General features: G+C 57.2%; 27 protein-coding genes and 1 tRNA gene. 2 read left to right on the top strand and 26 right to left on the bottom strand.

Going from position 1 to position 23,698, the window contains the following annotated elements:
• Window position 1: 1 nt before the first annotated feature.
• From flgB to SE15_RS02670, 16 genes are all read right to left on the bottom strand, one after another.
• Entirely contained in the window at window positions 2–409 is a 408-nt protein-coding gene (flgB, locus tag SE15_RS02745) for a flagellar basal body rod protein FlgB (protein ID WP_054520566.1), read from the bottom strand.
• 1 nt (window position 410) lies between these two features.
• Window positions 411–941 (bottom strand): lytic transglycosylase domain-containing protein, encoded by a 531-nt coding sequence (locus SE15_RS02740; RefSeq protein ID WP_083461652.1) that lies wholly within the window; start codon window positions 939–941, stop codon window positions 411–413.
• A 3-nt stretch (window positions 942–944) separates the two neighbouring features.
• A complete protein-coding gene (gene fliJ / locus SE15_RS02735) occupies window positions 945–1,394 on the bottom strand; it encodes a flagellar export protein FliJ (RefSeq protein WP_054520565.1) in 450 nt (149 codons plus the stop codon).
• Entirely contained in the window at window positions 1,384–2,724 is a 1,341-nt protein-coding gene (fliI, locus tag SE15_RS02730; protein ID WP_054520564.1) for a flagellar protein export ATPase FliI, read from the bottom strand. The genes fliJ and fliI overlap by 11 nt, the downstream gene beginning before the upstream one ends.
• A complete protein-coding gene (locus tag SE15_RS02725) occupies window positions 2,721–3,626 on the bottom strand; it encodes a FliH/SctL family protein (RefSeq protein WP_083461651.1) in 906 nt (301 codons plus the stop codon). Before SE15_RS02725 ends, fliI begins: the two co-directional genes overlap by 4 nt.
• A complete protein-coding gene (gene fliG, locus SE15_RS02720) occupies window positions 3,610–4,632 on the bottom strand; it encodes a flagellar motor switch protein FliG (RefSeq protein WP_054520562.1) in 1,023 nt (340 codons plus the stop codon). Before fliG ends, SE15_RS02725 begins: the two co-directional genes overlap by 17 nt.
• A 2-nt stretch (window positions 4,633–4,634) precedes the next feature.
• A complete protein-coding gene (fliF, locus tag SE15_RS02715; RefSeq protein WP_054520561.1) occupies window positions 4,635–6,311 on the bottom strand; it encodes a flagellar basal-body MS-ring/collar protein FliF in 1,677 nt (558 codons plus the stop codon).
• A 24-nt stretch (window positions 6,312–6,335) separates the two neighbouring features.
• Window positions 6,336–6,641: a flagellar hook-basal body complex protein FliE gene (fliE, locus tag SE15_RS02710; protein ID WP_054520560.1), complete on the bottom strand. Its 306-nt coding sequence runs from the start codon at window positions 6,639–6,641 to the stop codon at window positions 6,336–6,338.
• Between the two features lie 21 nt (window positions 6,642–6,662).
• Window positions 6,663–7,115: a flagellar basal body rod protein FlgC gene (gene flgC / locus SE15_RS02705; protein WP_054520559.1), complete on the bottom strand. Its 453-nt coding sequence runs from the start codon at window positions 7,113–7,115 to the stop codon at window positions 6,663–6,665.
• Between the two features lie 191 nt (window positions 7,116–7,306).
• Window positions 7,307–7,684 (bottom strand): flagellar export chaperone FliS, encoded by a 378-nt coding sequence (locus SE15_RS02700; protein ID WP_054520558.1) that lies wholly within the window; start codon window positions 7,682–7,684, stop codon window positions 7,307–7,309.
• Window positions 7,685–7,899: 215 nt separating this feature from the next.
• Window positions 7,900–8,232 carry a flagellar protein FlaG gene (locus SE15_RS02695; RefSeq protein ID WP_054520557.1) on the bottom strand — a complete coding sequence of 111 codons (333 nt, stop codon included), beginning with the start codon at window positions 8,230–8,232 and terminating at the stop codon, window positions 7,900–7,902.
• Between the two features lie 64 nt (window positions 8,233–8,296).
• Complete coding sequence (gene fliD, locus SE15_RS02690) at window positions 8,297–10,003, bottom strand: flagellar filament capping protein FliD (RefSeq protein ID WP_054520556.1); 1,707 nt, start codon at window positions 10,001–10,003, stop codon at window positions 8,297–8,299.
• Window positions 10,004–10,092: 89 nt separating this feature from the next.
• On the bottom strand, window positions 10,093–10,974 hold the full coding sequence (locus SE15_RS02685) for a flagellin (protein ID WP_054520555.1): 882 nt from the start codon (window positions 10,972–10,974) through the stop codon (window positions 10,093–10,095).
• Window positions 10,975–11,318: 344 nt separating this feature from the next.
• A complete protein-coding gene (locus SE15_RS02680) occupies window positions 11,319–13,748 on the bottom strand; it encodes a methyl-accepting chemotaxis protein (protein ID WP_054520554.1) in 2,430 nt (809 codons plus the stop codon).
• A 45-nt stretch (window positions 13,749–13,793) separates the two neighbouring features.
• Window positions 13,794–14,258: a chemotaxis protein CheW gene (locus SE15_RS02675; protein ID WP_054520553.1), complete on the bottom strand. Its 465-nt coding sequence runs from the start codon at window positions 14,256–14,258 to the stop codon at window positions 13,794–13,796.
• A 12-nt stretch (window positions 14,259–14,270) separates the two neighbouring features.
• On the bottom strand, window positions 14,271–16,373 hold the full coding sequence (locus SE15_RS02670; protein ID WP_054520552.1) for a methyl-accepting chemotaxis protein: 2,103 nt from the start codon (window positions 16,371–16,373) through the stop codon (window positions 14,271–14,273).
• A gap of 317 nt (window positions 16,374–16,690) precedes the next feature.
• On the opposite strand from SE15_RS02670, the gene SE15_RS02665 reads away from it, so the two are divergent.
• Together SE15_RS02665 and SE15_RS02660 are read left to right on the top strand one after the other, a co-directional pair.
• A tRNA-Phe gene (locus tag SE15_RS02665) sits at window positions 16,691–16,763 on the top strand.
• A 74-nt stretch (window positions 16,764–16,837) separates the two neighbouring features.
• A complete protein-coding gene (locus SE15_RS02660) occupies window positions 16,838–17,275 on the top strand; it encodes a DUF3887 domain-containing protein (protein WP_054520551.1) in 438 nt (145 codons plus the stop codon).
• A gap of 6 nt (window positions 17,276–17,281) precedes the next feature.
• Here SE15_RS02660 and yabN read toward each other — a convergent pair whose 3' ends face one another.
• The 10 genes from yabN to rpmJ form a co-directional block, all read right to left on the bottom strand.
• Window positions 17,282–18,769: a bifunctional methyltransferase/pyrophosphohydrolase YabN gene (gene yabN, locus SE15_RS02655; protein WP_054520550.1), complete on the bottom strand. Its 1,488-nt coding sequence runs from the start codon at window positions 18,767–18,769 to the stop codon at window positions 17,282–17,284.
• Between the two features lie 125 nt (window positions 18,770–18,894).
• Entirely contained in the window at window positions 18,895–19,293 is a 399-nt protein-coding gene (rpsI, locus tag SE15_RS02650) for a 30S ribosomal protein S9 (protein ID WP_054520549.1), read from the bottom strand.
• A 14-nt stretch (window positions 19,294–19,307) separates the two neighbouring features.
• Window positions 19,308–19,742 (bottom strand): 50S ribosomal protein L13, encoded by a 435-nt coding sequence (rplM, locus tag SE15_RS02645; protein WP_054520548.1) that lies wholly within the window; start codon window positions 19,740–19,742, stop codon window positions 19,308–19,310.
• On the bottom strand, window positions 19,726–20,532 hold the full coding sequence (gene truA / locus SE15_RS02640; RefSeq protein WP_054520547.1) for a tRNA pseudouridine(38-40) synthase TruA: 807 nt from the start codon (window positions 20,530–20,532) through the stop codon (window positions 19,726–19,728). Before truA ends, rplM begins: the two co-directional genes overlap by 17 nt.
• A gap of 26 nt (window positions 20,533–20,558) precedes the next feature.
• Window positions 20,559–20,936, bottom strand: a complete 378-nt coding sequence (rplQ, locus tag SE15_RS02635) for a 50S ribosomal protein L17 (RefSeq protein ID WP_054520546.1) — start codon at window positions 20,934–20,936, stop codon at window positions 20,559–20,561.
• A gap of 6 nt (window positions 20,937–20,942) precedes the next feature.
• On the bottom strand, window positions 20,943–21,911 hold the full coding sequence (locus SE15_RS02630; protein ID WP_152965505.1) for a DNA-directed RNA polymerase subunit alpha: 969 nt from the start codon (window positions 21,909–21,911) through the stop codon (window positions 20,943–20,945).
• 40 nt (window positions 21,912–21,951) lie between these two features.
• Entirely contained in the window at window positions 21,952–22,596 is a 645-nt protein-coding gene (rpsD, locus tag SE15_RS02625; RefSeq protein WP_054520544.1) for a 30S ribosomal protein S4, read from the bottom strand.
• A gap of 21 nt (window positions 22,597–22,617) precedes the next feature.
• On the bottom strand, window positions 22,618–23,022 hold the full coding sequence (gene rpsK / locus SE15_RS02620; protein WP_054520543.1) for a 30S ribosomal protein S11: 405 nt from the start codon (window positions 23,020–23,022) through the stop codon (window positions 22,618–22,620).
• A 117-nt stretch (window positions 23,023–23,139) separates the two neighbouring features.
• Window positions 23,140–23,529: a 30S ribosomal protein S13 gene (gene rpsM / locus SE15_RS02615; RefSeq protein WP_054520542.1), complete on the bottom strand. Its 390-nt coding sequence runs from the start codon at window positions 23,527–23,529 to the stop codon at window positions 23,140–23,142.
• 6 nt (window positions 23,530–23,535) lie between these two features.
• On the bottom strand, window positions 23,536–23,649 hold the full coding sequence (rpmJ, locus tag SE15_RS13980) for a 50S ribosomal protein L36 (RefSeq protein WP_083461648.1): 114 nt from the start codon (window positions 23,647–23,649) through the stop codon (window positions 23,536–23,538).
• Window positions 23,650–23,698 lie beyond the last annotated feature (49 nt).

Here is a 23,698-nt window from a genome sequence, read left to right as displayed (position 1 = left end):
GTTACCTCCCGGATGCAAGATTTTTAAGCAGCAGCAATTTCTTGCTAGCCGCCTGACTAAGCGCTTGAAAGCGCAAAGCCGTCTCCGTCATATCCATCAACTCAACATCAATGTCTACATTGTTCTGATCAGCGCGTGTGCTTCCTCCCGGGCGTTGTAAAACCGTGAACGAGGAACTTTCCGCCGGGGCGGACAGATGCCCGGGTTGAGTACGCTGCAGACTCACCGTTTTCTGGCGCGCCAGGGCCCGCTTTACCGCGGTTTCAAAATCCACACTTTGCGCCTGATAGCCGGGCGTGTCCACATTGGCAATATTACGTCCAATCATTTGCTGCCGCAGGGAGAGACCATCCAGCGCCATACGCAGGATGTTGAACGTTGGGTCGTTAATCATCGGGTTTTCACTCATCCTAAGCCCTCCATCCGCTTTCCTGGCGGTAATAATCCAGGACGCGATTCACATAGACCTGAGTTTCACGGTAAGGAGGGATACCCTGATAGCGATCCACCGCTCCAGGTCCGGCGTTGTAAGCCGCCAGTGCCAACGCCACATTGCCATCATAGCGATCCAACAAGCGGCGCAACAAGCGCACTCCCCCCTCAATGTTTTGGGCCGGGTCGAAAGGATCCTCAACCCCCAGACTGCGTGCTGTTCCCGGCATCAGTTGCATTAGCCCCATCGCACCTGCCCGTGAAACAGCCTGTGGGTTGTAATTCGATTCGGCTCGAATTACTGAGCGTACCAGCGCCGGGTCAACCCCATAGCGTTGGGCTGCTTGCTGAATGAAGGTCTCAAATGAAGTTGAAGCATTATCCTGAGAACCTTCATTCGCGGGTTTTGTCGCTTCGGATACCGTGGTAATGCCATCTTGACCCAGCAACTGGAAGAGCAAACGATAGAGAGTGCTCTCAAAGGCAGCGCTTAGAAAACTCATATCCATGAATCACCACTCCCTTTGCCGACGGAATGCCCGGCTGATGTAAAGATCATCCAATAGGCGACTCTCGACCTGAGCCATCTCCTCCCGGTAACGCGCCAGTTCTTTTTCACGCAACGCTTCTAGAACCTCCACATCCTGACGGGCCTGCACAAGTTCCTGACGCTTGGCGGCCACGCGTTGCCGCCATATCTCCAAGGCTTCACGAGCCTGCTCAATACGATCCTGCACGCGCATCAACTCATGATGAAGTCGTTCCAGGGCAAACACATCCACCTCGCCGACCTGCTGGCGTTCAATGCGAGCGAAGAGGAAGGTTTCGAGTCCCTGCAATTGCTCCAGCAATTCTTCCCCCTTGCGTTGTTCCTGAAGCAAGCGCCCCAATTCAATCTCCAGGGCTTCCACGCGCCTCTGGCGCACATCCAGAACGGTCTGCAAGGAGAACTTAGGCGGCATGGTTCACCCCCTGCACCATGAGTGCCATCTGGTTCAAGGTTGCTTCAAAGGGAGTAAACTCCTCCACCTCTTGCTGGAGGAAACGTTCCAATATCGGCATCACGGCGATAGCCGCATCTATTTCCGGGTCAGAGCCCTGCACATAGGCGCCGATGTTGATCAAATCACGCGCTTTTTCATACACCGCCAGGTGCTTACGCATTTGGGCCGCAAAGGCTCGGTGCTCAGGCGTTGTGATCGAGGGCATGAGCCTGCTGATCGAGTTCAAGACATCAATGGCGGGATAGTGGTTGCGCGCCGCCAGAACACGGCTGAGAATGATGTGCCCATCCAGGATGCCACGCACCGCATCACAAATGGGCTCGTTAAAATCATCACCTTCTACCAGCACCGTGAAAAACCCGGTGATCGTGCCCCGATCGCCGCACCCTGCTCGTTCTAGCAGGCGAGGTAAGAGAGCAAACACCGAGGGCGTGTACCCCTTGCTTGTTGGCGGTTCGCCAATCGCCAACCCTACCTCACGTTGAGCCATGGCAAAACGCGTCACCGAGTCCATCAAGAAAATAACATCCAGGCCCAGATCACGGAAAAATTCGGCAATGGTCATGGCCACAAACGCGGCCTTGAGACGTACCAGGGCTGGCTGATCAGAAGTCGAAACCACCACTACCGCCCGCTGCAAACCCTCTGGCCCCAAATCACGATCCAGAAATTCACGCACTTCGCGCCCACGCTCGCCCACCAACGCAATTACGCTCACATCCGCTCGTGCACGGCGCGCTAGCGTTCCCAGCAACGTGCTCTTGCCGACACCGCTCCCCGCAAAAATGCCCATACGCTGACCCTTGCCCATGGTCAGCAAACCATCAATGGCACGCACACCCGTGACCAGAGGCTCGGTAATGGGGCGACGCTGCATCGGGTTAGGCGCTGCTCGATTGGTGGGCATTGTCTCCGTAAGGGTAAGCGCCGGTCCGCCATCAATGGGACGTCCCAATCCATCTAGCACCCGCCCCAAAAGCGCCATGCCCACTGGAACACGGAATGACTTTGAAACGGGATACACTTCACTTCCTGGCTGAATCCCCTCCATTGTCCCCAGGGGCATAAGCAGGATGCGTTCATCCCGAAAACCCACCACCTCCGCCAGAACCGGCTCAGTCCCTTGAGCCCGCATTTCACAGATTTCCCCAATTTGGCAATCAATGCCTACCGCCTCAATGGTAAGACCGACTACCTGCACAATGCGTCCAGAAACCTGGAAAGGGTTGGTGCGTCGCAAAGCCTCAAGGTAGCGTTGTGGGTTGGGTAAGGTGGTCGCCGCGCTCATACACTCCCCCCTTCTCCACCGGTTTCCGAGAGCAGGCTACTCAACAACCGCTCTAAGCGAACCTCAATCCGTCCATCTACGGATCCGTACCGGCCTTCGACATAGCAACCACCCCGCCGAATGGCATCACTGGGAATGAGTTTGATCTGCTGATCACGCAGAGCAGCCTGGGCTTCCTTCCAATATGGATCCAGCAACTGCGCGTCCTCTGGGTTGACGTAAATTCGCAGGTCACCCAGGGCTTGAGAATGCTCCAAGACCCGGTTATAAGTCTGCTGTAAGGTTTCAGCATCTAGGACAAATCCCTCCGTGAAAAGGGCACGTGCAATGGCAGCTACCATCTCCAGGACAAATGACTCGCTCTGCGAAAATAGTCTCTCACGCCAGGCCTGAATGTCCTGGACAATGGTTTTTACGGTCTCAATCAGGTCACGCAATTCAGACTCAGCCTGTGCCCGCCCGGTCAGATAAGCCTGTTGCCGAACTTGCTCAGCCTCTTCACGGGCTTGCCGAAGTAGCGCCTCGGCCTGAGCCTCTGCCTCAGCCAGAAGCGCAGTAGCCTGCGCTTGGACGGCTTCCAGATCCACAACCATGTCAACCGACTCAGAAGAAGCAGAGGGCTCCTCCTCTTGATCTGACATCTCATTCGAGCGGGGACTGATTTCAGGAGGTACCAACAGATCAGCAGGTGCCCAGGCCTGTACTTTCGCCCGCAAACGATGACCGTTAGTACGCAGCTGATAGGTAGCATCCGGAACTGTTGTGGGGGTAAAGATGGATAAGACCTGCTTGGCGAGTTTATCCACCTGAACCGGGGTTTCCTCGGCGATCAAAACAGGGGGCTGCCAGGGATGAACCTCATTCCGCATCTGAGGCTGACCGGGACTACTGGATAATCTCATACTCCGCTCCACCACCCGCGATGACAATCTCACCGGCTTCTTCCAGCGCACGCACCGCTTCTACAATGCGCCGCTGAGCCGCATAAACGTTTTTGGCCAGTTGCGGACCCAAAATCTCGATCTCCTCCTTGAGGTTCTCGCGTGCCCGCTCGGAAAGGTTGCGGAAGACCGCTTCTTTGAGGCGCTCTGGAGCCGCCTTGAGCGCCAGTGCCAGGTCGGATTTATTAACATCACGCAACACACGCTGCATGGTACGGTCATCCAACTTGATCAAATCATCAAAGGTGAACATGTTGGCGCGAATTTCTTCCACTAGTTTGGGGTTAGTGGCTTCGAGCGCCTCCAGGATGGTCTTCTGCACGCCACGATCCACTTGATTGAGCATCTTGACCAGGAACGAGACCCCACCCGTGGCGCGGAAGTCGGCCTCGCTCAACACACCCGAAAGTTTGTTTTTCAGATCGCGTTCGACGACTTGTACCACCTGAGGCGAAACCCGGTCCATGGTGGCCAGGCGTAACGTCACCTCAATCTGCAATTCCTTGGGAAAGTTGGTCAGAATATCTGCCGCAACCTTGGCTTCCAGGTAAGACAGCACCAGAGCAATGGTCTGGGGCAATTCATCCTGAAGTAGATTGGCCACCTGCGCTGGATCTGCATTCTTAAGCATCTCAAACGATGAGAGCTGCTGATGCGCTGAAATGCGCTCCAGAATCTCGGCGCCCCGTCGTGGCCCAACCGCGCGGGAAAGTAACTGACGGCTGTAATCAATACCATTTGCCACAACCCCCACCCCCTCGCTGGTTAGTTCGTGAGCCTCTTCCAGCACCACATGGCGCACTTCTGGGGGCACAACGGTGGTACGACTCAGCGCCAGCAAAACACGTTCGATCTCGCTCTCGCTCAGATATTGCAAGACCTTGGACGATACATCCACGCCCAGACACATCAGAAGCACTGATGCTTTCTCCAGTCCGCTGATCTTGGAGGCGAAATCGTCCGTCATGGCTACTTCCCACTCTCGTTGAGCCAGATTTGGATTACCTCAGCCACTGTGGCTGGCGATTCCTCTGCCAGACGGGCCAGGGCCCTCTGCAACTGTTCATCCTCCTGTGAGGTACGCGCCTTGGGGCGTCCCGGCACACCTTCGGGCGCCGCCCCGGCTTGAAGCGCCGCCTGCTGATTCTGCTCTAACATTCCCATCACACTGGCCAGATTTTCACTCAGGCTCGGACGAGCCCCAGCACCGGCCATAGCCCCTGCCCCAGCCCCCGTCGGCAATGCAGCCTCAGAAACCGGCTTCATGATCGTAATCCAGGCTTCACCGGATGCCAAACGCAGATTTCTGAAGACACGCTGCAAATAAATCGCCAGACCGACCACTAATAACACGGCCAGAACAATTTCACCAATGCGGAAGTAAAGATCTGTCTGCTGGCTCTTCTGCATCTCCTTGGCCTGTTCTTCATAATAAGTGCGATCAAAGGCCATGGACTCCACTGCCAGCATGTCACCCCGCGTTTCATCAATCCCGGCAGCGGCAGCAATAGCGCTCCGCAACACCTGGAGTTGCTCGGGCGAGTCCACTCCATCTACCAGCACTGAAAGCGAGATACGCTTGATTTGTCCAGGCGCTTGAATCTCATGCGTCTGCACCTGGGTGATCTCATAATTGACAGTTTCTTCAGTGCGCTGATAAGTAACCGTCTGAGTTCCCCCCTGAGTCACCGGCACTGGGGTGGGTAAATTACTGGCTGCTCCGGGCACTCCCCCCATTGCCTCAGCACCACCGGTGTAACTCTCGGTAATTTTTTGGGAAGAGCGAATGGCCGCGGGCGTGGGATTGAACGTTTGCGAAGTTAATTCACGCTGCGTCCAGTCCATCACCACCTGCGCCTGGACCACAGATCGGTTAGGGCCAAGAACGGAGTTAAGCAAATTCTGGACACTGCGCTGAATTTCCGCCGCAGCCGCTTGCTCGGCATTACGGAAGGTGTCTGCCTGCACGGCAGTTGTAGTTTCATCCTGACTGCCCGAGGCCAACAGGTTGCCTTCCGCATCTACAATCACCACGTTCTCCGGCGTTAGGCCTTCCACACTGCTAGCCACCAGATGCGTAATGGCACGCACCTGTGCCTTATCCAGGTATTTGCCCGGTTTTTCCTTGATCACCACCGAAGCCGTGGGAGGTACCTGATCCCGCGCCAGCAGAGATTTCTCGGGGAGCACCAGATGGACACGTACCATCTCCACCGCCTCCAGGTTGCTGATGGTGCGCTCCAGTTCTCCCTCCAAAGCGCGCTGGTAGTTGACCCGCTGGGTGAATTCGGTCATACCCAGAGTGTTGTTGCTGAACAGTTCAAACCCCACCTGACTGGTCTTTGGAAGGCCCTCGCGCGCCATTTTCAAGCGCACTTCGTACACCTTATCACTCGGCACCAGGATGGTGCCGGTATCTTTGAGCCGATAGGGGATTTTGGCTTCCTCCAGTTTCTGAACAATCTCCCCCGCGTCACTTTCGCTCAGCCCGCGATAGGCCACGGCATACGTGGGCGTGCTGGCCCACACTAAGAAGACAACAACCACCACGATCACCGCCAGGCTGATCACCACCAGCGAGATGCGCCGTGAGCGCGATTGGTGTTGCCAGAATGACCCCAATTGTTGACCCAGGTTAGCCAGCATTGTATTGACCCTCGCTTATCTCGGTTACACCGACATGCGCATGACTTCGCGATAAGCATCCACCAGGCGATCTCGAATGGCCATGGCGATGCGGAAGTTGATGTCCGTCTCCTCCACCGCCATCATAACCTGGTGAATTTCCACATCTTCGCCTGCTGCCAGTTGCTGGATCAAAGCATTGCTTTGATTTTCAGATCGGCTCAACGCATTTAGCACCTCGGCAAAGGACTTTCCCACCCCCTCCGTGGCCTGCTTGCGTTCCGCTGAGGCGCTAGAAAGGGGAGATTGAGTGCCCAGAACACGATTAAGTGAGGATGGGTTCACTTCCATTTCTCGACCTCCCTATTTCGCTTACTTACCGATATCCAGAGCCCGCAGTGCCATCTGCTTTGCCGTATCAATCACCGCCAAATTGGCCTCATAGGAGCGACTGGCAGAAAGCATATTGGTCATCTCGACCACCGGATTCACATTGGGATACTCGACATAGCCCTCTGCATCTGCATCCGGGTGGGTAGGATCGTAGACTCGTGTGCCGGGTGTATTGTCGGTCAAAATTTGGGTGACCTGCACTCCCTTCAGCGCGCCCTGAAAACGCCCCGCCCCCTGACGTACAGCCAGAAAAGGGGGTAAAAACGGAGATTGTCCCTCAGGCATGAATACCACATCCTTGCGCTTGTAGGGGCCACCCTCTGGGGTGCGTGTGGTCTCAGCATTGGCGATATTGTGAGCAATGACATCCAGGCGCAAGCGTTGTGCCGCTAACCCTGAGGCACCTATTCGCAAGACGTTCCAAAATCCCATAACCAACCTCCTCCGGCAGAGGATGTGCGTGTGGAAGTTACAATTGCATCTTAATCCTCTCCCCCTCGCATGGCTATAAACCCTAAATGAAGGAGGGATAAAAATTGCGTGAATTAAAATAAAGCCGGTGAGAAGCGAGCCTCTCACCGGCAAGCCAGAGGAACAGGTTATGGGCTATTGAAGAAAAAAGATCAGGCGCTGGCGTATTGGGGCACCATCGTACGCACCATGAGCGGATCTCCCGGCGCAGGGGCCGCGCTCATCTTCTTCTCAGCCTCGGCCCAAGCCTCGCGCAGTTCTACCAGCACATTGAGCGCCGATTGATAATCCCCAGCCCGCAGGCACTCCAGGCACCACTGGTAAAGACGGAACAAGCCTGTGGCAACCTCAGCGTAATCAAAATTTAGGGCATCACGCAGAAGGGTGATGGCTCGCGTGGCACGCTCAAAATCCTGTTGCTGGCAAGCGCGGATTGCCACATCATAGGCCATGATGACCAGACGAACCGGACTGGCACTCATCACATCCTGCGTGCGATACTCCTGGGTAAAATAATGGCTCTGGTACACCTCGTCCTCCTTCTCGGTTGCATTCAGGTCTGGGTTCCGTGTTCTGCTTCTATCTTCGGATGAAACCTCGGGAACTTAAGCCCCTGGGGATAAAAATCTCGTAAATCTCGACTTTTCCTCCCATTACCCACCGCCCCGGGAATGCCCTAAAACGCAAAAAGCCCACCTACCCGGGTGGATAGCCAGGTGAGACTTTTTATATCCGCAACCTTGCCCTAGACAAAAAGATCAATGATCTCGCCGGCGCGCAACCGGGCCATCTCCTCCGGAGGAATGGTGCGAATCACGTGGCGATGAGTTTTATCGAGGACGAATACGGTCACCTGGCGCGTCTGCGGATCCACCTGAAAACGCAGAGCAATTTCGGCGCTACTCCGGGCCGGAGAAAAGGTACCCGAGCCACGAGCCGGCACATCCTCGGAACGCGCCTCGTTGTGTGCTTCCACCGTAAGCGGCTTCTGCGGGCTAGCCCCGCTCTCCACCGGGACACGGCCCCCAATTTCGGCCGTAACCGGTCCCACGACTTGAAGTTTGGCTTCCCCTTGCATAGGTTCCATCCTTTCCGTTCCGCCAACCTCCCTATTGCGGACCATTCTCTACCTATTCGCCCCCCTAGAACAGGCGGTTTACACTCCCATAAATGCTTGCCCAGGTTTGCTGGGCATACGCCAGACTAATCAACTGTGCCTGGATTTCAGCATACTGCTGGTTCAGCATGGCCTCCCGATCAGCCAGATAGGTTTGAAAGCGGGTAATGTCACTGCCAAGATCTCCGATTTGGCGATCCAGCAGGCTCAGGCTTTGGGTCAGGTAGCCACTGCTTCCGTTGAAGCGGTCCAGTTCTGCAGAAACGGCCCCCATGACGGCATCGAACACTTCCCTCACCGCCTGGGGATTCTGGCGCATGGCCGTCTCAAAGCGGGATGGATCCGTCAGCGAGAGACGCAGGTTGCTATCCAGGGTCACCCCCACCTCGCTAAGGCTTTTATAACCGCTGAGGCTCTCATGGCGCTGCATCACCAGGGAAAGTAATTTATAACGCAATTCACCGAACACCGTATCGTTCGCCAGTGCTCCCCGGGTGTAGGTATCTCCCTGTTTGGTAATGGCAGTTTTATCTTCAAGGTACTCTACCACCTCGTTAAACTTTTTGGCAAAGGCCTCAACCGCGCTACGTGCCCGGCTGTAATCGGCCTCGACCTTAAGGGTTGCAGATTTTCCCACCGCGTCACCGGCTAGGTTTAGAGAAACCCCGTAAATCACATCCCTCAGGTTCGTATTGTGCGCACGGGTAAAGGGAATCCCGTTAACCGTGAATTGGGCATCCTGGGCGTCCCAGGCACCGGCTTCGGGCGGCGGTGTACTTCCCCAGTCCCCCCCCACCTCAGCGACATACTGCACCACCATACGATGGACAACCCCAGTTTGGCGCGCGGTGAAAACCAGATGAGCCCCCACCATGGAAGCTGTTAGATCACGCCCTTCGGGTTGGAGGGCCGCGTTGATCTTGGTCACCACATCCGCCAGGCTATCACTCTCGACCACATCAACCGTTACACCCGCAGCCTGGTAGTCAATTGCAACCGCACCCGCTTGCGGAGTATCACTAAACGTAATGACCAATCCCCGATGGGTATCATAGGTCTCGCCCGGCGTGAGGGATTGCCAATCACTGGTCAGGCTGCCATCTGCCCTGGCTTTGTCGTAAATTGCCACTGCTAAACCATCTGCGGCACGCAGGCGGAATTCATACCCTGCCTCAGACTGGCGTATCTCCAGTACATAAGCCGTCCCCTCGGCCTGAGTGCCCGTGCCCAACTCGCGCAGTCCACTTCCTACCATTCCCACGCTCACCGCATTCACACCGGGACTGCTCGCCGGCAAAGAAGCCGCCGCCGTTCCCATCCCTCCCAGGTAGAAAACCCCGCGCTTACCCAAAGGGCGATCGGTGGAAGACTGCTCTGCCGAAACCCACTGCTCGGCCCGCGCCAGTTGACTTACCTGCACCCGGTACTCCCCCACCATGGCCGTGCTGCTGGCTGTGGCGCTCAACACCGTTGCCCCGCTCACCGATGGATCGGTGACCGTAATGGCTCGTCCGCTCTCCAGGGCGAAAAACGGGCTGCTGCTCATTAGTGCCTGAACCTGTTCCTTGAGGTCATTTAAGTGCGATCGCAGGTCCAGATAAACCCCACGCTGAACCGTGAGTGTATCCCGCTGCTGTGTCAAGCGGCTCAGAGGCTGCCGTTCAAGGCTCATCAGGTTGCTGACCAGGTTGGTAAAATAACTGGAGAGGGTGGTGTTCAACGCATCAACCATGGAAACCTCACAAAACCTCTGGGGGGATGGTTGGACGGGGAGCGCCCTGAGCGCTCCCCGCTATCCCGATACCGATGAGGAGTTGACGATTAACGGAAGAGGGTGAGCAGGAACTGTGGTGCAGTGTTGGCCTGAGCCAGCATGGCGGTTGCCGTCTGCTGCAGGATGAGCAACTTGCTGGCATTGACCTGCTCTTCAGCCATGTTGGCGTTCATGATCCGGTTATAAGCCGCTTCGGTGTTGGTGTACTGAACGGTAATCGCCTCTTCCTTGAAGGATAGACGGGCACTGAACGCACCCACTTCGCTGATGCCTTTCTTGACTTTCTCAATGGCCGCGTCAATATCCGAAAGCGCAGTGCTCAAATTCGCCGTGGTGTATTCCGAGCTCAACCCCAGACCATCCGTATCCGTGCCGTAGGCGCCAAAACCCTGATTACCGGAGAACTTGAATTCTGAGGTGACAGCGGTAGGATCAGCCGCGGTACCCAGGGAGGTCAAGAAGTTCTGCGTGGCCGAGGCGCCTCCTGCCGAACCGCTCTGACCGATCAGCATGTTGCCGTTCCACTGGGTCTGTTCCACGATCGAGTCAATTTCTGCCGCGTAGGCATTTAACTGAGCCGCAATGGCTTCCTTCTCTTTATCCCCGATGGTGCCGCTCTGGGCTTCCAGGGCCTTGTTCTTCATCTTGACCAGAATATCCTGGATTTTGCGCAGACCACCTTCCGCCGTGGAGAGCAGGTTCTTGGCGTCGCCAATGCCGTTGAGCACCGTCTTCAGCCCCTGGCGGCGGATATCAAAGGTAGTCGCCAGGCTCAAGCCCGCCGGATCATCAGCCGCCTCGTTGATGCGCTTACCAGTCGCCAGGCGGGTCTGATGAATGGCCAGTTCATTGTTGATCAGTTGCAACGAGTTGAGCGCATTGAGCGCACCGATGTTACCAGCAATTCGAGTGTAATCTACTGTAGGCATTTCACACCTCCTTGTGAATTTTGGCGGGGATCCTTCCCCTGAGAATTTAGATTTTGAAATGAACAACTGAAAAAGGAGCGGGCTTTCTTCTGTGGGAGCCACTCGGGGTCAAGCCCCGTTCCCCGAGTGGTGGACACTGGAATTGAATGTTGTTGATGGGTTCCGGTTTCTCCTAACCTCCTCATCGGGTCTTTTGGGATGGTGTTCTATCTTCCTTAACGACCACCTCCCGGCAAACCTTAGCCCCAGCGCGTAAATTCGGCATAAATTTCCTCCTTCCTAGACGCTGGCGCCCCGTTGTGAAAAACGGGGCGCCCGATTCAACGCTTGAAATGACGAGCAAACTAATGAACTTTGAGCAAGACCCCCCGTCCATTGCCTGAGGACGCAACACCAGAGCGTTCGCCGACCACCTCGGCTTCGCTCCAGCGGAACTGCGCCACGGCCTCCTTGAGCGCCTGGGCCGTGCCCTGTACGAACTGCGCCGAGGCCGCCACCTCTTCCACCTCAGCCGACATCTCCTCTGCTGAAGCCGAAACTTCTTCCACCGCGGCGCTGTTTTCCTCGCTCACGCTGGCAATGGCCTCAACCGCCTGGGCAATTTCCTGCGCACCGGCACTCATCTCCTCCGTGGCCGCCGTGTTCTCCTCAGCAATGGCAGAGACTTCATCCGCCGCCGCCACCAGTGATTCGGCCAGTGTTGCCATGTGCTGGGCCGCGCGGAGGCTCTCTTCTGCCCCCTCGCGCATGGCCTTGATCCCGTCCATGATATCCGACAACGCACCACCCGACAGATTAGCCTGCTGGACGCCTCTCTCCACTTCGGCGGCGCTCTCCTGCATGGCGTGCACGGCCTCTTCCACGGTTTGCTGTATCTCGCGCACCAGACCGCCAATCTCTCGCGTTGCCGCCGCCGAACGTTCGGCCAGTTTGCGCACCTCATCGGCCACCACGGCGAAGCCCTTACCGTGCTCGCCAGCCCGCGCGGCTTCAATAGCCGCATTGAGCGCCAGCAAATTGGTTTGCGAGGCAATGTCCTGGATGGTTTCCACGATAGCGCCGATCTGCGCGGAACGCTGCCCCATGGCCTGAACCTTTTCTGCCGAGAACCCCACTTTCTCGCGGATGGTCACCATGCCTTTCAGGGTGGATTCCACAGTATGGGATCCCTGGCGGGCCGTCTCAACCGCCGAGTGAGCCACCTGAGCCGCACCTTGCGCGCCCGTCTGCACCTGCTGGATGGCCGCCGAGAGCTGGTTGATCAGTGCCGACATCTTGTTCACCGCCACTGCCTGCTCCTGCGCTCCTTTGGCCACCCCCTGGATGGCACGGGTCATCTGCTCAACCGATGCCGCCGTGCGGCTGGCCGCCTCAGACTGTTGCGAAGCACCTTTTGCCACCTGCTGGATGGTGGTGGCAATCTGCCCGGTTACCTGGCCCGCCTGGCCGGCCGCCTCGGCCAGTTCGGTGGCCGCGGCTTCCAGGGCTTGGGCATTCTGCGCAACCCCCTGCACAATCTGGCGCAGGCCGCTAATCATCCGCGCAAAGGCGTGGCCCAGAACATCCTGCTCCGAACGCGGCTTAACCTCACGAGTGAGATCACCGGCAGCGATGGCTTCGGCGGTCATCGCCATCTCCGACATATAACCCACCACACTTTGCAAGGCCTGCCCCATCTGCCCGATCTCATCTCGCCGGTTCAGTATAGACTTCTCCCTAATTTCTTCAGCATCTCTCAACAAGTCGCCCTGCGCCAGGCGATTCAGCGCCGCCGAAACAAGTAGGATCGGAGCAGCAATTTGCCCGGAGAAAGCATAAGCCGCCAGGACCACCAGCCCCGCCATCACAAGCGCGCCGATGATCAAAATCCGTGCCAGCCCGTTTACGGCAGCCAGTGCTTCGCTGGCATCTTGCTCGACAATGAGCCCCCAGTTCATACCCGCCAAATGGCGATACGCGCCCACCACTGGCTTGAAGCGATAGCCCTGGTACTCCCCCACGCCGTCCTGCCCAGAGAGCACCGCACGTGCAGCCTCGGTGTCAATGCGCAACTCCAGCGCACTGCGTTCCCTAATGCGGTTTTCGGCCTTGAGTTGATTTTCAAACCGCGAAGGAGTGATGAACACCCCCCGCTGGTCAATCAGATACGCATCGCCAGTGTTACCCAGTCGGGCTTTCGCCAGCACACCTTCAATAGCAGTGGTGGGCACCACCGCCGCCATCACCCCCACAACCTGTCCCAGCGACCGAATGGGGGTTGCTATGACCACAACCACATGGAGGCTACCCTTTGAGATGAGAGGCTCAGAGATCACCGTTCGACCCGCCATGGCCTGCTTGAAGTACTCTCGATCACTCATATTATTGCGCTGGCCGTCGGTAGAAGCCAGCGCCACCCCATCTGGCTGGATCACTACCAGTGTCTCGTAATGATCGCCCCACTTTTCACGGTAAAACGTCAAAGCCCGCATGGCCCGCACCGGTTCCATGGAAACAATTTCAGCCGCGTTGGCCATGATTTCAATTTCGGTTTGGCGAGCCGCCAGCCACTCCTGAACCTGATCTACCGTCATATCGGCCAAGTTGCTCAGAGTCTCCCGCGTGCTTTGGCTTAATGCCCCCCGGGCCTGTACATAACTCAACGCAAACAGCACCATCAATGGGACCAGCGCCAGGGCTAACGAGTAGGCTAACAGTTGTGTTCGAATGGAACGTCGCCCTCTCCCCCCTGAACCCTGTCCTTTCCGGAATACGTTATTGAAGAAATTGTTCATGAATCTTGTCCTCCAAAAGAAAAGCGGATTGGGTTGTTGTTTCATTCACGCTCCTACTGCCTCGCGTAGGGTCGTCAGTTGGGCCTCTTCTTCAATCGAAAGTACCCGCGCCAGGTCAAGCAGCAGGATCAATCGCTCGCCCACCTTGGCAATGCCGGTGATGAAACGCGTGCGTTCGCTAGTGACCATGGGAGGTGGCGGTTCAATGGTTTCCTCAGGCAGACGCAACACCTCCAATACACTGTCCACAATGATCCCAATGGGGTGGGCACCGTGCATCACGACCACAATGCGGGTCTCGCGATCCGCCTCCACCGAGGGCAACCCAAAGCGCCTGCGCAGCGACAGTACGGGGAGCACCATGCCGCGAAGGTTGGTGATGCCCTCAACAAAGGCCGGTGCCTGGGGAACCACGGTGATCGGCTGCATCTTAACAATGCTCTCGACCTGCTCGATGGTGACCCCATATTGTTCACCGGCCACCTGAAAAACCACAAACTGTTGCTCCATAAAACGCTCCTTTCATGAACCGGGGATTGTGGTTTCAGCCAGTTGGGGAAGGGCCTCCTGCGCGGGGGAGGGCGCCGCTACCGGGGCAGCCTCCTGCGCCAGTTTGAAATGGGCCACCAGCGCCTCCAGGGTATGTGCCATTTGGGCCAGCCCGCCCACCGCAGAAGCCACCTCGGCAACCTGCGCGCTAACCTCCTCTGCCGAGGCACTCACTTCTTCAATGGCCGCGCTGTTTTCCTCCGAAACGCTGGCTATTGTTTCAATGGCCTGATTAACTTCACCCACACTAGCCGTCATTTCCTCAGTTGAAGCCGTATTCTCTTCCACCACGGCAGAAACGCTGTCCACCGCTCCGACCAGTTGATCCACCGCATCACGCACTCGCACCGCAGCGTTTGCCGTCAACTCAGCCTGCTGCCGAACGGCCTCGCTCACCTCATGAATGAAAGCCAGGGCCTGACCGGCCTGATTCGCCAGTTCCACGCCCCGCTGGACATCGTCATTCCCGGCGCGCATGGCATTGACGGCCTCTTCCACAGTTTGCTGGATGCCGCGCACCAAATGGCCGATTTCTTTAGTTGCGGCTGCGGCGCGCTCGGCCAGTTTGCGCACTTCATCGGCCACCACAGCAAAGCCTTTGCCGTGCTCGCCAGCCCGCGCGGCTTCAATAGCCGCATTGAGCGCCAGCAAATTGGTTTGCGAGGCAATATCCTGGATGGTTTCCAGAATGGCTCCAATCTCGCGCGAACGCACCCCCATTTCCTCCACACGCGTGGCCGAAAAACCAAAGCGTGTGCGAATGTTTTCAATGCCTTCGATGGTCTGCTGAACCGCCTGCACCCCCTGCTGGGCCAGTTGGGCCGCCCCCGAAGCATCGCGGAAGACGGTTTGCACGTTCTCGGCCATCTGCGCTACGTGGTCGCTGATTGTTGCCGTCAGCCGTGAAGCATTTGCTACCGCCTGCGATTGCTCCTGCGCACCGCGAGCAATCCCCTCAATGGCGCGGGCCACCTCGTTGATCGAGGCCGCCGTGCGATTGACACTTTCAGATTGCTCGGTAATGCCTCGAGCCACCTGCTGCAACGTCTGTGCCATCTGCTGACTGGCCTCGCCACTCTGGGCAGCGGCATGGCGAATCTCCTGGGCAATCACATTCAGTCGCCCCGCCGCTTCAGTAATTTCCTGCACCTGGTGGCGCAACCCTGCCACCATACGCGCAAACGCCTGGCCGAGTTCGTCCTTCTCGCTGCGTGGTGTTACCATCAGGCTGAGGTCCCCACCCGCAATGCGATCCGCCAATTCGGCCATTGCAACGATATAGTCTTCCGCAGCCTTAAGCGCCCGCCCTAGAGCCCCTAATTCATCCTCTCGACTGGCAATGGACTCTTTGACCTCGATAGGGATGTGGCGGTTGAGATCCCCCTGAGAGAGATTGCTCAGCGCACCAACCATGACTTGAATAGGCTGGTTCAAGTTGCGGGTGATGAGCACAGAGAGTCCGCCCGAGATGACCAGTGCCAGGCAGGTAATGAGCATGAGGATCCAACGCATTCGCTCGAAAGTAGCCTCGCTCTGGGCGTGGGCCTGATCTGCGGCGCGCTGCACGATGGTAAGCAAAGATTCCATGGTGGCATCGGCGGTCTGGCGCGCCATCGCCAGATCCCCCACGGTGGCACGCGCCATGGCCGCGCTGCGATTCCCGGCACGAATTTGCTGTAATGTGTCATCTAACTTGCTAACATAATCTTGCCAGGCGGTCTCAAAAGCCACCAACGCCGCCTCCGCATCCTGAATGTTGGCTTCGCGGACCTTACGCACAATTGCCGTGATCCCGGCAATGTTCTGGTTAATCTCCGATTCCAGTTTCAGCGTATCATCGGGCAACAGAAAGATATTGAAGAGGGAACCCCGAATTTGATACAACATCGTACGCGCTCGCCCGACCTCCAACGCTGGCGTCAAATTCTGCGCATAAAGCTGGTTGGATTGGCGATTAAGACGATCCAGGCTCCAGTAGGCGACCAAGGCCAGTATCAGAGAGAACAATCCAATTAGGGCAAAGCCCAGGCTTAGTTTGGTCAGAATGCGCAGACGATTAAGGGGGTTTACTCTCATTGGGCTCTCCTTGCAAATGGGATGGATTGGGAAATAGTAAAGCTCACAAAAACCACCCGGGGCGGAAGGAAGTACATAATTCTCCACCGGGCGTGGCTGCCCGATACAATAACGCCTTCCGCTTCTGTTGTTGGAAGTACCGCAGGATAGAACCGCATTTTCCTTCTCAATTTACGGATACCGGCAGCCCAGGCACATAAAAGACAGATAAAAACACAATAAAAAAGAAATGAGTTTGTGCCTGAGGCCCCAGAAAGATGAAAAATGGGCTGCTCGCGCTTGACAATCCCCCTGCCTGCCGTTAAAATTCTGATTGCGCCGAGATAGCTCAGTTGGTAGAGCACGCGGCTGAAAACTGCGGTGTCGCCAGTTCGATTCTGGCTCTCGGCACACGGCGCCCTTCTTTGGAAGGGCGCCTTGCTTTAACCCTACCCCTTATGGTATGATGCTCGCGGGAGGGCATCATGCAAACATCCAAATGGTTGATCATTCTCTTGAGCATTGGCATCATGCTGAGCGCCTGTAGTAGCGGCGCACGTACGCTGGCAGGCAGTGAAAAAGATGCAGTGCTGGCTTATGCCGAGCCCATGACGACTACCCTGCTGGATGGCCTGTTAGCCGGAGATTACACCGCTTTTGCCACGGACTTTGATGAGTCCATGCGCAAAGGGCTGGATGAGAAGGCTTTCGCCGACCTGCGTAGCACCTTGGAAACGCACCTGGGGGCTTTCCAGTCCCGTGAGATCAATGCCGTGCTTGAAAGTGGCAATTACTTCATCGTGGTATACCGCCTGCGCTTTGAGAAGGACGATAATGTCACCATGCGTCTGGTGCTGACCAAGACTGAGCCCCATCTGGTAAGCGGCCTGTGGTTTGACTCCAAAGAACTGCGCAAGCGCTAAAGGGGATCACGCTTCGGCAGCGGATGGATTCCCCTTTTCGTTGTCTTTGGCCTCTTCCCACAGCGCATCCATTTCAGCCAGACTCATCTCACCCAGCACTCGTCCTGCCTCCCGGGCACGCCGTTCGATATGGGCAAAGCGCTGCCGGAAGCGATGATTCGTCGCACGCAGCGCACTCTCTGCATCTACCTTGTACCAGCGCGCCAGGTTAACCACCGCAAACAGTAAATCCCCCAGTTCTTTCTCCCGCGCCTCATCATCCGGGGCAGTCCGCACTTCCTCAAGCTCCTCGCGCACTTTTTCCCACACCGGTGCAATTTCCGGCCAGTCAAAGCCCACTCGCGCGGCACGGTCTTGCAACTCTTGGGCCTGCGTTAGAGCCGGCAGAGCCAGAGGCACGCCCGCCAGCAAACTGCGGGTTTCCTGCCCATTGGCTTCGCGCTCCGCCTGCTTCAACCGCTCCCAATTGCGGAGTACTCCCTCAACCCCTTCCACCTGAAGAGCGCCAAAAACGTGCGGATGACGGCGCACAATTTTCTGATGAATCCCGTGCACAACATCGGTGAAGTTAAATGTACCCTCTTCATTGGCAATCTGGGCATGTAAAGCCACCTGGAGCAGCAGATCCCCCAATTCCTCCTGGAGGGCCGCCGCATCATTGGCATCAATCGCCGCAAGCACCTCGTACGCCTCTTCCAAAAGATGACTGCGCAATGACTGATGGGTCTGTTGCCGATCCCAGGGACAGCCATCTGGTGCCCGCAGGTGCGCCACGATTTCCAGAAACGCCTCCATGGATGTGGCGGGGCCCAACGGAGGCACATACAGCGCACTCATCAGCCCCAGGTGGGGACTGCGATCTATCTCATAAAGGTGGAGGTGCTCTACCTGCTGGCGGGAAGTACCCGCGGCATGCACCAGTACAACCGGATGCTCATCCGGATAAAAAGCGTTCAAGGTTAGTTTGACCTCAGAGGCGCTCATCCGGTCGTAAATCTGGGCGATCAGCACCGGTGCATCCGGCGGAAAAGAGGGAACGTGCCAGGTACCCAATTCCAACGCATCCACCAAGACCAAGCGCGGGAAAGGGTCAATCCCCAGCGCGGTAAAAGTGGGCTCCAGAAAGGAGACCCCCTCGATAACACGCACGGGCAGACCTTCAGCGCGGGCCCGGCGTAGGATTTCAGGACCTGTTGCTTCGGCTACCAATGGATGACCCGGCACCGCGTAGGTCACACCTTCCGGACGCCGAGCCAGATCGAGGATCTTTTCCACAATAGTGGCATAGACCTGCTCAAATGAACTTCCCTGGCGGTAAAGCCAATCGAAGGCGTGAACTCGTACACTCGGGGGCAATTCCTGCACCACCGGGTGCAACTCGGTGCGCACATAGATTTCGGGCACCGCTTGCAACCATTCCCAGGCTTCACGGGTCAACAGACGCCCTTCACCTGGTCCTAACCCTAAGAGCACCACACCACCGGCTTCTGTCATGGCATCACCTCTACAACACGCTTGGAGCTGACCTGCCTTTGTTTTAGCAAAAAGCCTGAGGGGAGGATGCGAAATCCTCCCTCAGGCCCATCATACGGCCAAACAACTGCCCAGTAAAAAGCGACTTAACGCTTGGTGTAAGTAGGCGCCTTGCGCGCGCGCTTAAGTCCGGGCTTCTTGCGTTCCTTAACCCGTGGATCTCGGGTCAGCAGGCCCTCGCGGCGCAACATCTGAACCAACTCGGGGTTCATCTTAGCCAGTGCCCGCGCCAAGCCCAAGCGCACAGCGTCAGCCTGCCCGGTCACGCCACCACCTTCCACCTTAACCGTGATGTCAAAACCAGCCCGGTCATAACCGGTCACGGCCAGTGGGCGCAGAATGGAATCCACATCCCCTAAGCGCGGGAAATACACCTCGAGGGGCTTTTCGTTGATCACAAAGCGCCCGGATCCACTCATCACGCGCACACGCGCTGTCGCCTCTTTGCGGCGCCCAACACCTTCGTAATATTGCACAGCCATCATATACCCTTACTCCTTTAGGCTACCGGTTGCGGATTTTGAGCCTGGTGAGGATGCTCCTGCCCGGCATATATCTTGAGGCGCTTGATCAAACGCCGTCCGAGTTTGTTCTTAGGAAGCATGCCCCACACTGCTTGCCGGATCACCCGATCGGGGTGTTTTTGAAGCATATCCCGCAAGGAAATTGCTTTCAGACCCCCGGGATACATTGAATGTCGGTAGTAAATCTTGGTCTCAGGGCGCGATTCGTGAACACGAACGCGGCTGGCATTAATGACCACCACATAATCCCCCATTGGTACTCCCGGGGTGTAAGTGGGCTTGTGCTTACCCAAAAGGTAGGCCGCAATCTTCGTAGCCAGGCGCCCTAAATTCTGGTCTGTGGCGTCAACCAGCAGCCATTGTGTTTCGGGTTTTCCTTTGATTACGTATGTCTTATCCACAGTCCTCATCTCCACTTGCTATTAAGGATTCTCCCAGAGGTTCAAATCCTTGCCCATCTTCAGGGTAGTATACCCGCTCGAGCACCAGGCCTCGTGCCGCCGCCAAACCGGGAGGAAGGTTACCTTGCCCCTGCAGGGCGGCCCCAATGGCTTCCGGCTCGAGTTTTGCCTGACCAACCAGCACCTGAACGTAAACCAGCCTGCGCACCATGTGGTAAAGAAATGCATTGGCGAGGATGCGAAAGCGAAGCGAGGCATCTTCCAGGACTTCCCAGGAGGCATGGTACACGTGACGGATGGTGGAACGTCCGGGCTTCATCGGCGTACCGAAAGCCGCAAAGTCATGGCAACCCTCGATCCAACCTGCCGCCGCCATCATGCGGGCCAAGTCCACCTCAGGCCAGACGCGCCAGGCAAAGCGGTCACGCAGTGGATCTCGTTCCTGAGCAACGTAGAGACGGTAAGTGTAGGCCCGACCCACGGCATGATAGCGAGGATGAAAATCCGGCGCAACCTCACGCACTGCCTTGACCGCGATGTCCTCGGGCAGGTACGCGTTCAACGCCCGGCCCAGGGCTTCGGGGGAGTGAGGCCACTCCAGATCAAACGCGACCACCTGGCCTGCTGCGTGGACGCCCGCATCCGTCCGGCCAGCATAGAGGATGGCCGACCCTTGCCAGCCCAGGCGACTCAACGCCGCCTCCACCTCTGCCTGCACCGTCCGCGCCCGGCCTCCCTGCCGTTGAAACCCCTGGAAGCAGGTGCCGTCGTAGGCTATGATCACCTGGTAACGTGCCATTCCAATCCGGCAAAGGTCCGGATGGCTTACGACTCAACCAGTTCCAGCAAGACCATCTCGGCGGCATCGCCCAACCGAGGGCCTAGCTTGAACATGCGCGTATAACCGCCATTGCGATTAGCGTAACGAGGTCCGATCTCATCGAACAGCTTCTTGACCAGTTGGGGGTCTCCCAACCGCGCCGCCACCAGTCGCCGTGCATTTACTTTATCCACATCACTCCCTTGCTGACTGTTGCGGGCAATCGTGATGATACGCTCGGCTTCGCCACGAATTGCCATTGCCTTGGCACGCGTCGTGCGAATCCGCTCGTGAGCAAAAAACTGGCGCAAAAGCGTGCGGCGCAAGGCATTCCGCTGCCCGGTGGATCGCCCTAATTTATAACCTGCAACCTTGTGTCGCATAGGTCCTTACTCCGCCTCCTTTGTTTCGGGTGGCAAGAACCCCTTCTCGCGCATCTTCTGGCGCAATTCCTCAAGGCTCTTCTCGCCAAAATTCCGGATGGACATCACCGCGTCATTGCCCTTCTCCAGCAGTTCCAGCACATCCCCAACCGTGGTGATCCCAGTGCGCTTCAAGGAATTGAATACGCGCACCGAAAGATCCAGATTTTCAATTGGGGTATCGGCGGCTTCACTGCTCAGGCGAATGCCGGTCGGCTCTTTCTCAGCCGCCAATGCCATCGCCTCCTCACCCACCCCCGCTACCAGGCGGAAGTGATCAATGAGGATCCGCGAAGCCTCAACCAGTGCCTTTTCAGGCGACATGGTACCATCCGTCCAGATTTCCAACGTCAGGCGCTCGTAATTCGTGCTCTGCCCCACGCGCGTGGCTTCCACGTTGTAGTTGACCCGCTTAACCGGGCTAAAAATGGCATCCACGGGTAACTCACCGATGGGAAGCCGCCCACTACGGTCACTGGCTGGAGAATACCCGCGGCCTCGCTCCACCACCATCTCGATATCCAGGCGAGTGTTGGGATCATCCACGGTGAAGAGGTAAAGTTCCGGGTTGACAATTTCTACCTCGGCAGGGGTTTGAATATCTGCCGCGGTGACCGGCCCCTCACCTCGCACCTCCAACTGCAAGGTGGCAGTATCCACATCGTGCAGAATCAGGCGCAACTGCTTGATCTGCAACATCACCTGGATCACATCCTCGCGGACGCCGGGAATATCGCTGAACTCGTGCAGCACATCCGTGATCCGGATAGAAGTCACGGCCGCACCTTCCAGCGAGGAGAGCAACACACGCCGCAGAGCATTGCCCAGGGTGACCCCGTAACCACGCTCCAACGGGCTGATCACAAAGCGCCCATAATTACGCGCCTGGACATCTTGCTCTATTCTGGGTTTAACCATGCTACTTACAGCACTCAAGGTCCACCTCTTTCCGCTGAACGAACCCGGATCTCATTCATTAGCGCGAGTAGTACTCGACAATCAACTGTTCGTTCAAAGCGCCATCAATCTCCGCCCGTTCGGGCAGGCGCAGCACGCGCCCCGAAAGCTGTTGCAAATCGCGCTCCAACCACGGGCTGCATGGACGCTTTTCGGCAATATCGGGCAACTCGCGGAAGAATGTGCGCCGCCGTGAACCCTCGCGCACGGCCACTACATCGCCAGGTCGCAGCAACATTGAAGGCACATCCGTCTTGCGGCCGTTCACAGTGAAATGACCGTGGGTGACCAATTGGCGTGCCTGCGCACGATTGGCAGCAAACCCCAAACGGTAAATCACATTATCCAGGCGCATCTCAAGGGTCTGCAACAGGTTGAGACCCGTCAGACCGCGCTTGCGCAGCGCCACTGTGAAATAACGGCGGAACTGACGCTCCAGCACACCGTAAATGCGGCGCGCGCGTTGCTTGGCCCGCAACTGCTTGGCATAGTCTGAGAGGCGCTCCATGCCCCCACGGGCACTCCCCATACGACCGTGCTCACCAGGGGCATAACCTCGACGTTCAAAGGCGCATTTGGGAGAGAAACAGCGTTCCCCTTTGAGGAACAGTTTCATCCCTTCACGCCGACACAATTTACAAACCGGTCCGGTATATCTCGCCATATCGTCCCTCACTTCATCCGATTAGACACGGCGCTTCTTGGGCGGCCGACACCCATTGTGGGGAATCGGCGTTGCATCCGCAATGGAGCGCACGGTGACGCCCATCGCCTGAATTGCTCGAATCGCCGATTCGCGCCCAGGGCCCGGGCCCTTGACAATCAGGTCCACTTCCTGAACGCCCATTGCCTGCGCCGCCTTGATTGCCTGTTCGGCAGCCAGGCGCGCCGCAAACGGGGTGCTCTTGCGCGAACCCTTAAATCCGGCCGACCCCGAACTGGCCCAGCAGACCACATTTCCCTGCTGATCGGTGACGGTCACGATCGTATTATTAAACGACGCGTTGATGTACACCTTCGCAGATGATAACGTGCGCTTGACTTTTCGCGTAGCGCCAGACCGGCGCGCAGATCGTACACTTTGAGCCATGTTTCCTCGCTCTCACTCCATAAGAATGCATTTTCCACATAGATCCCGGCCAATCGCCGCTCAGGCAGCCGCAGGGGAGGGAAGGCGCTCCCAACACTGAGCCAGCGATGCCCAGGCCTATTTCTTCGCTGCACCTCGGCGGCGACCCCGCCCAGCCACCGTCTTGCGCGGGCCCTTGCGCGTGCGGGCATTGGTACGCGTGCGCTGACCCCGCACCGGCAAGCCACGGCGATGGCGCAAACCCCGGTAGCAACCAATCTCAATCAGACGCTTGATATTCATCTGCACCTCGCGGCGCAGATCACCCTCGACCTTGTAGTGCTGAGCAATGTAATCGCGCAGAGCGTTAACCTCAGCCTCGGTCAGGTCCTTAACCCGCGTATCAGGGTTCACTTTCGTCGCCGCAAGGATCTCTTTAGCGCGGCTCGGCCCAATTCCGTAAATGTAGGTCAGGGCTACTTCAACCCGCTTGTTGCGCGGAAGATCAACACCTTCAATTCTCGCCATGCCGTTTTACCCCTGTCGCTGTTTATGCTTTGGATTCTCACAAATCACGTACAGGCGTCCCCTGCGCCGCACGATTTTGCACTTCGCACATCGTTTACGAATAGAAGGTGATACTTTCATGATCGCGTTCTCCTGTCACAAGATAACTTCATCTTAGCAGCCGAATTTA

This window comes from Thermanaerothrix daxensis (genome assembly GCF_001306145.1).
GTDB classification, from domain to species: domain Bacteria; phylum Chloroflexota; class Anaerolineae; order Anaerolineales; family Anaerolineaceae; genus Thermanaerothrix; species Thermanaerothrix daxensis.
Note: the sequence above shows the minus strand (reverse complement) of the source record. Positions and strands in the feature narration are given on the sequence as shown.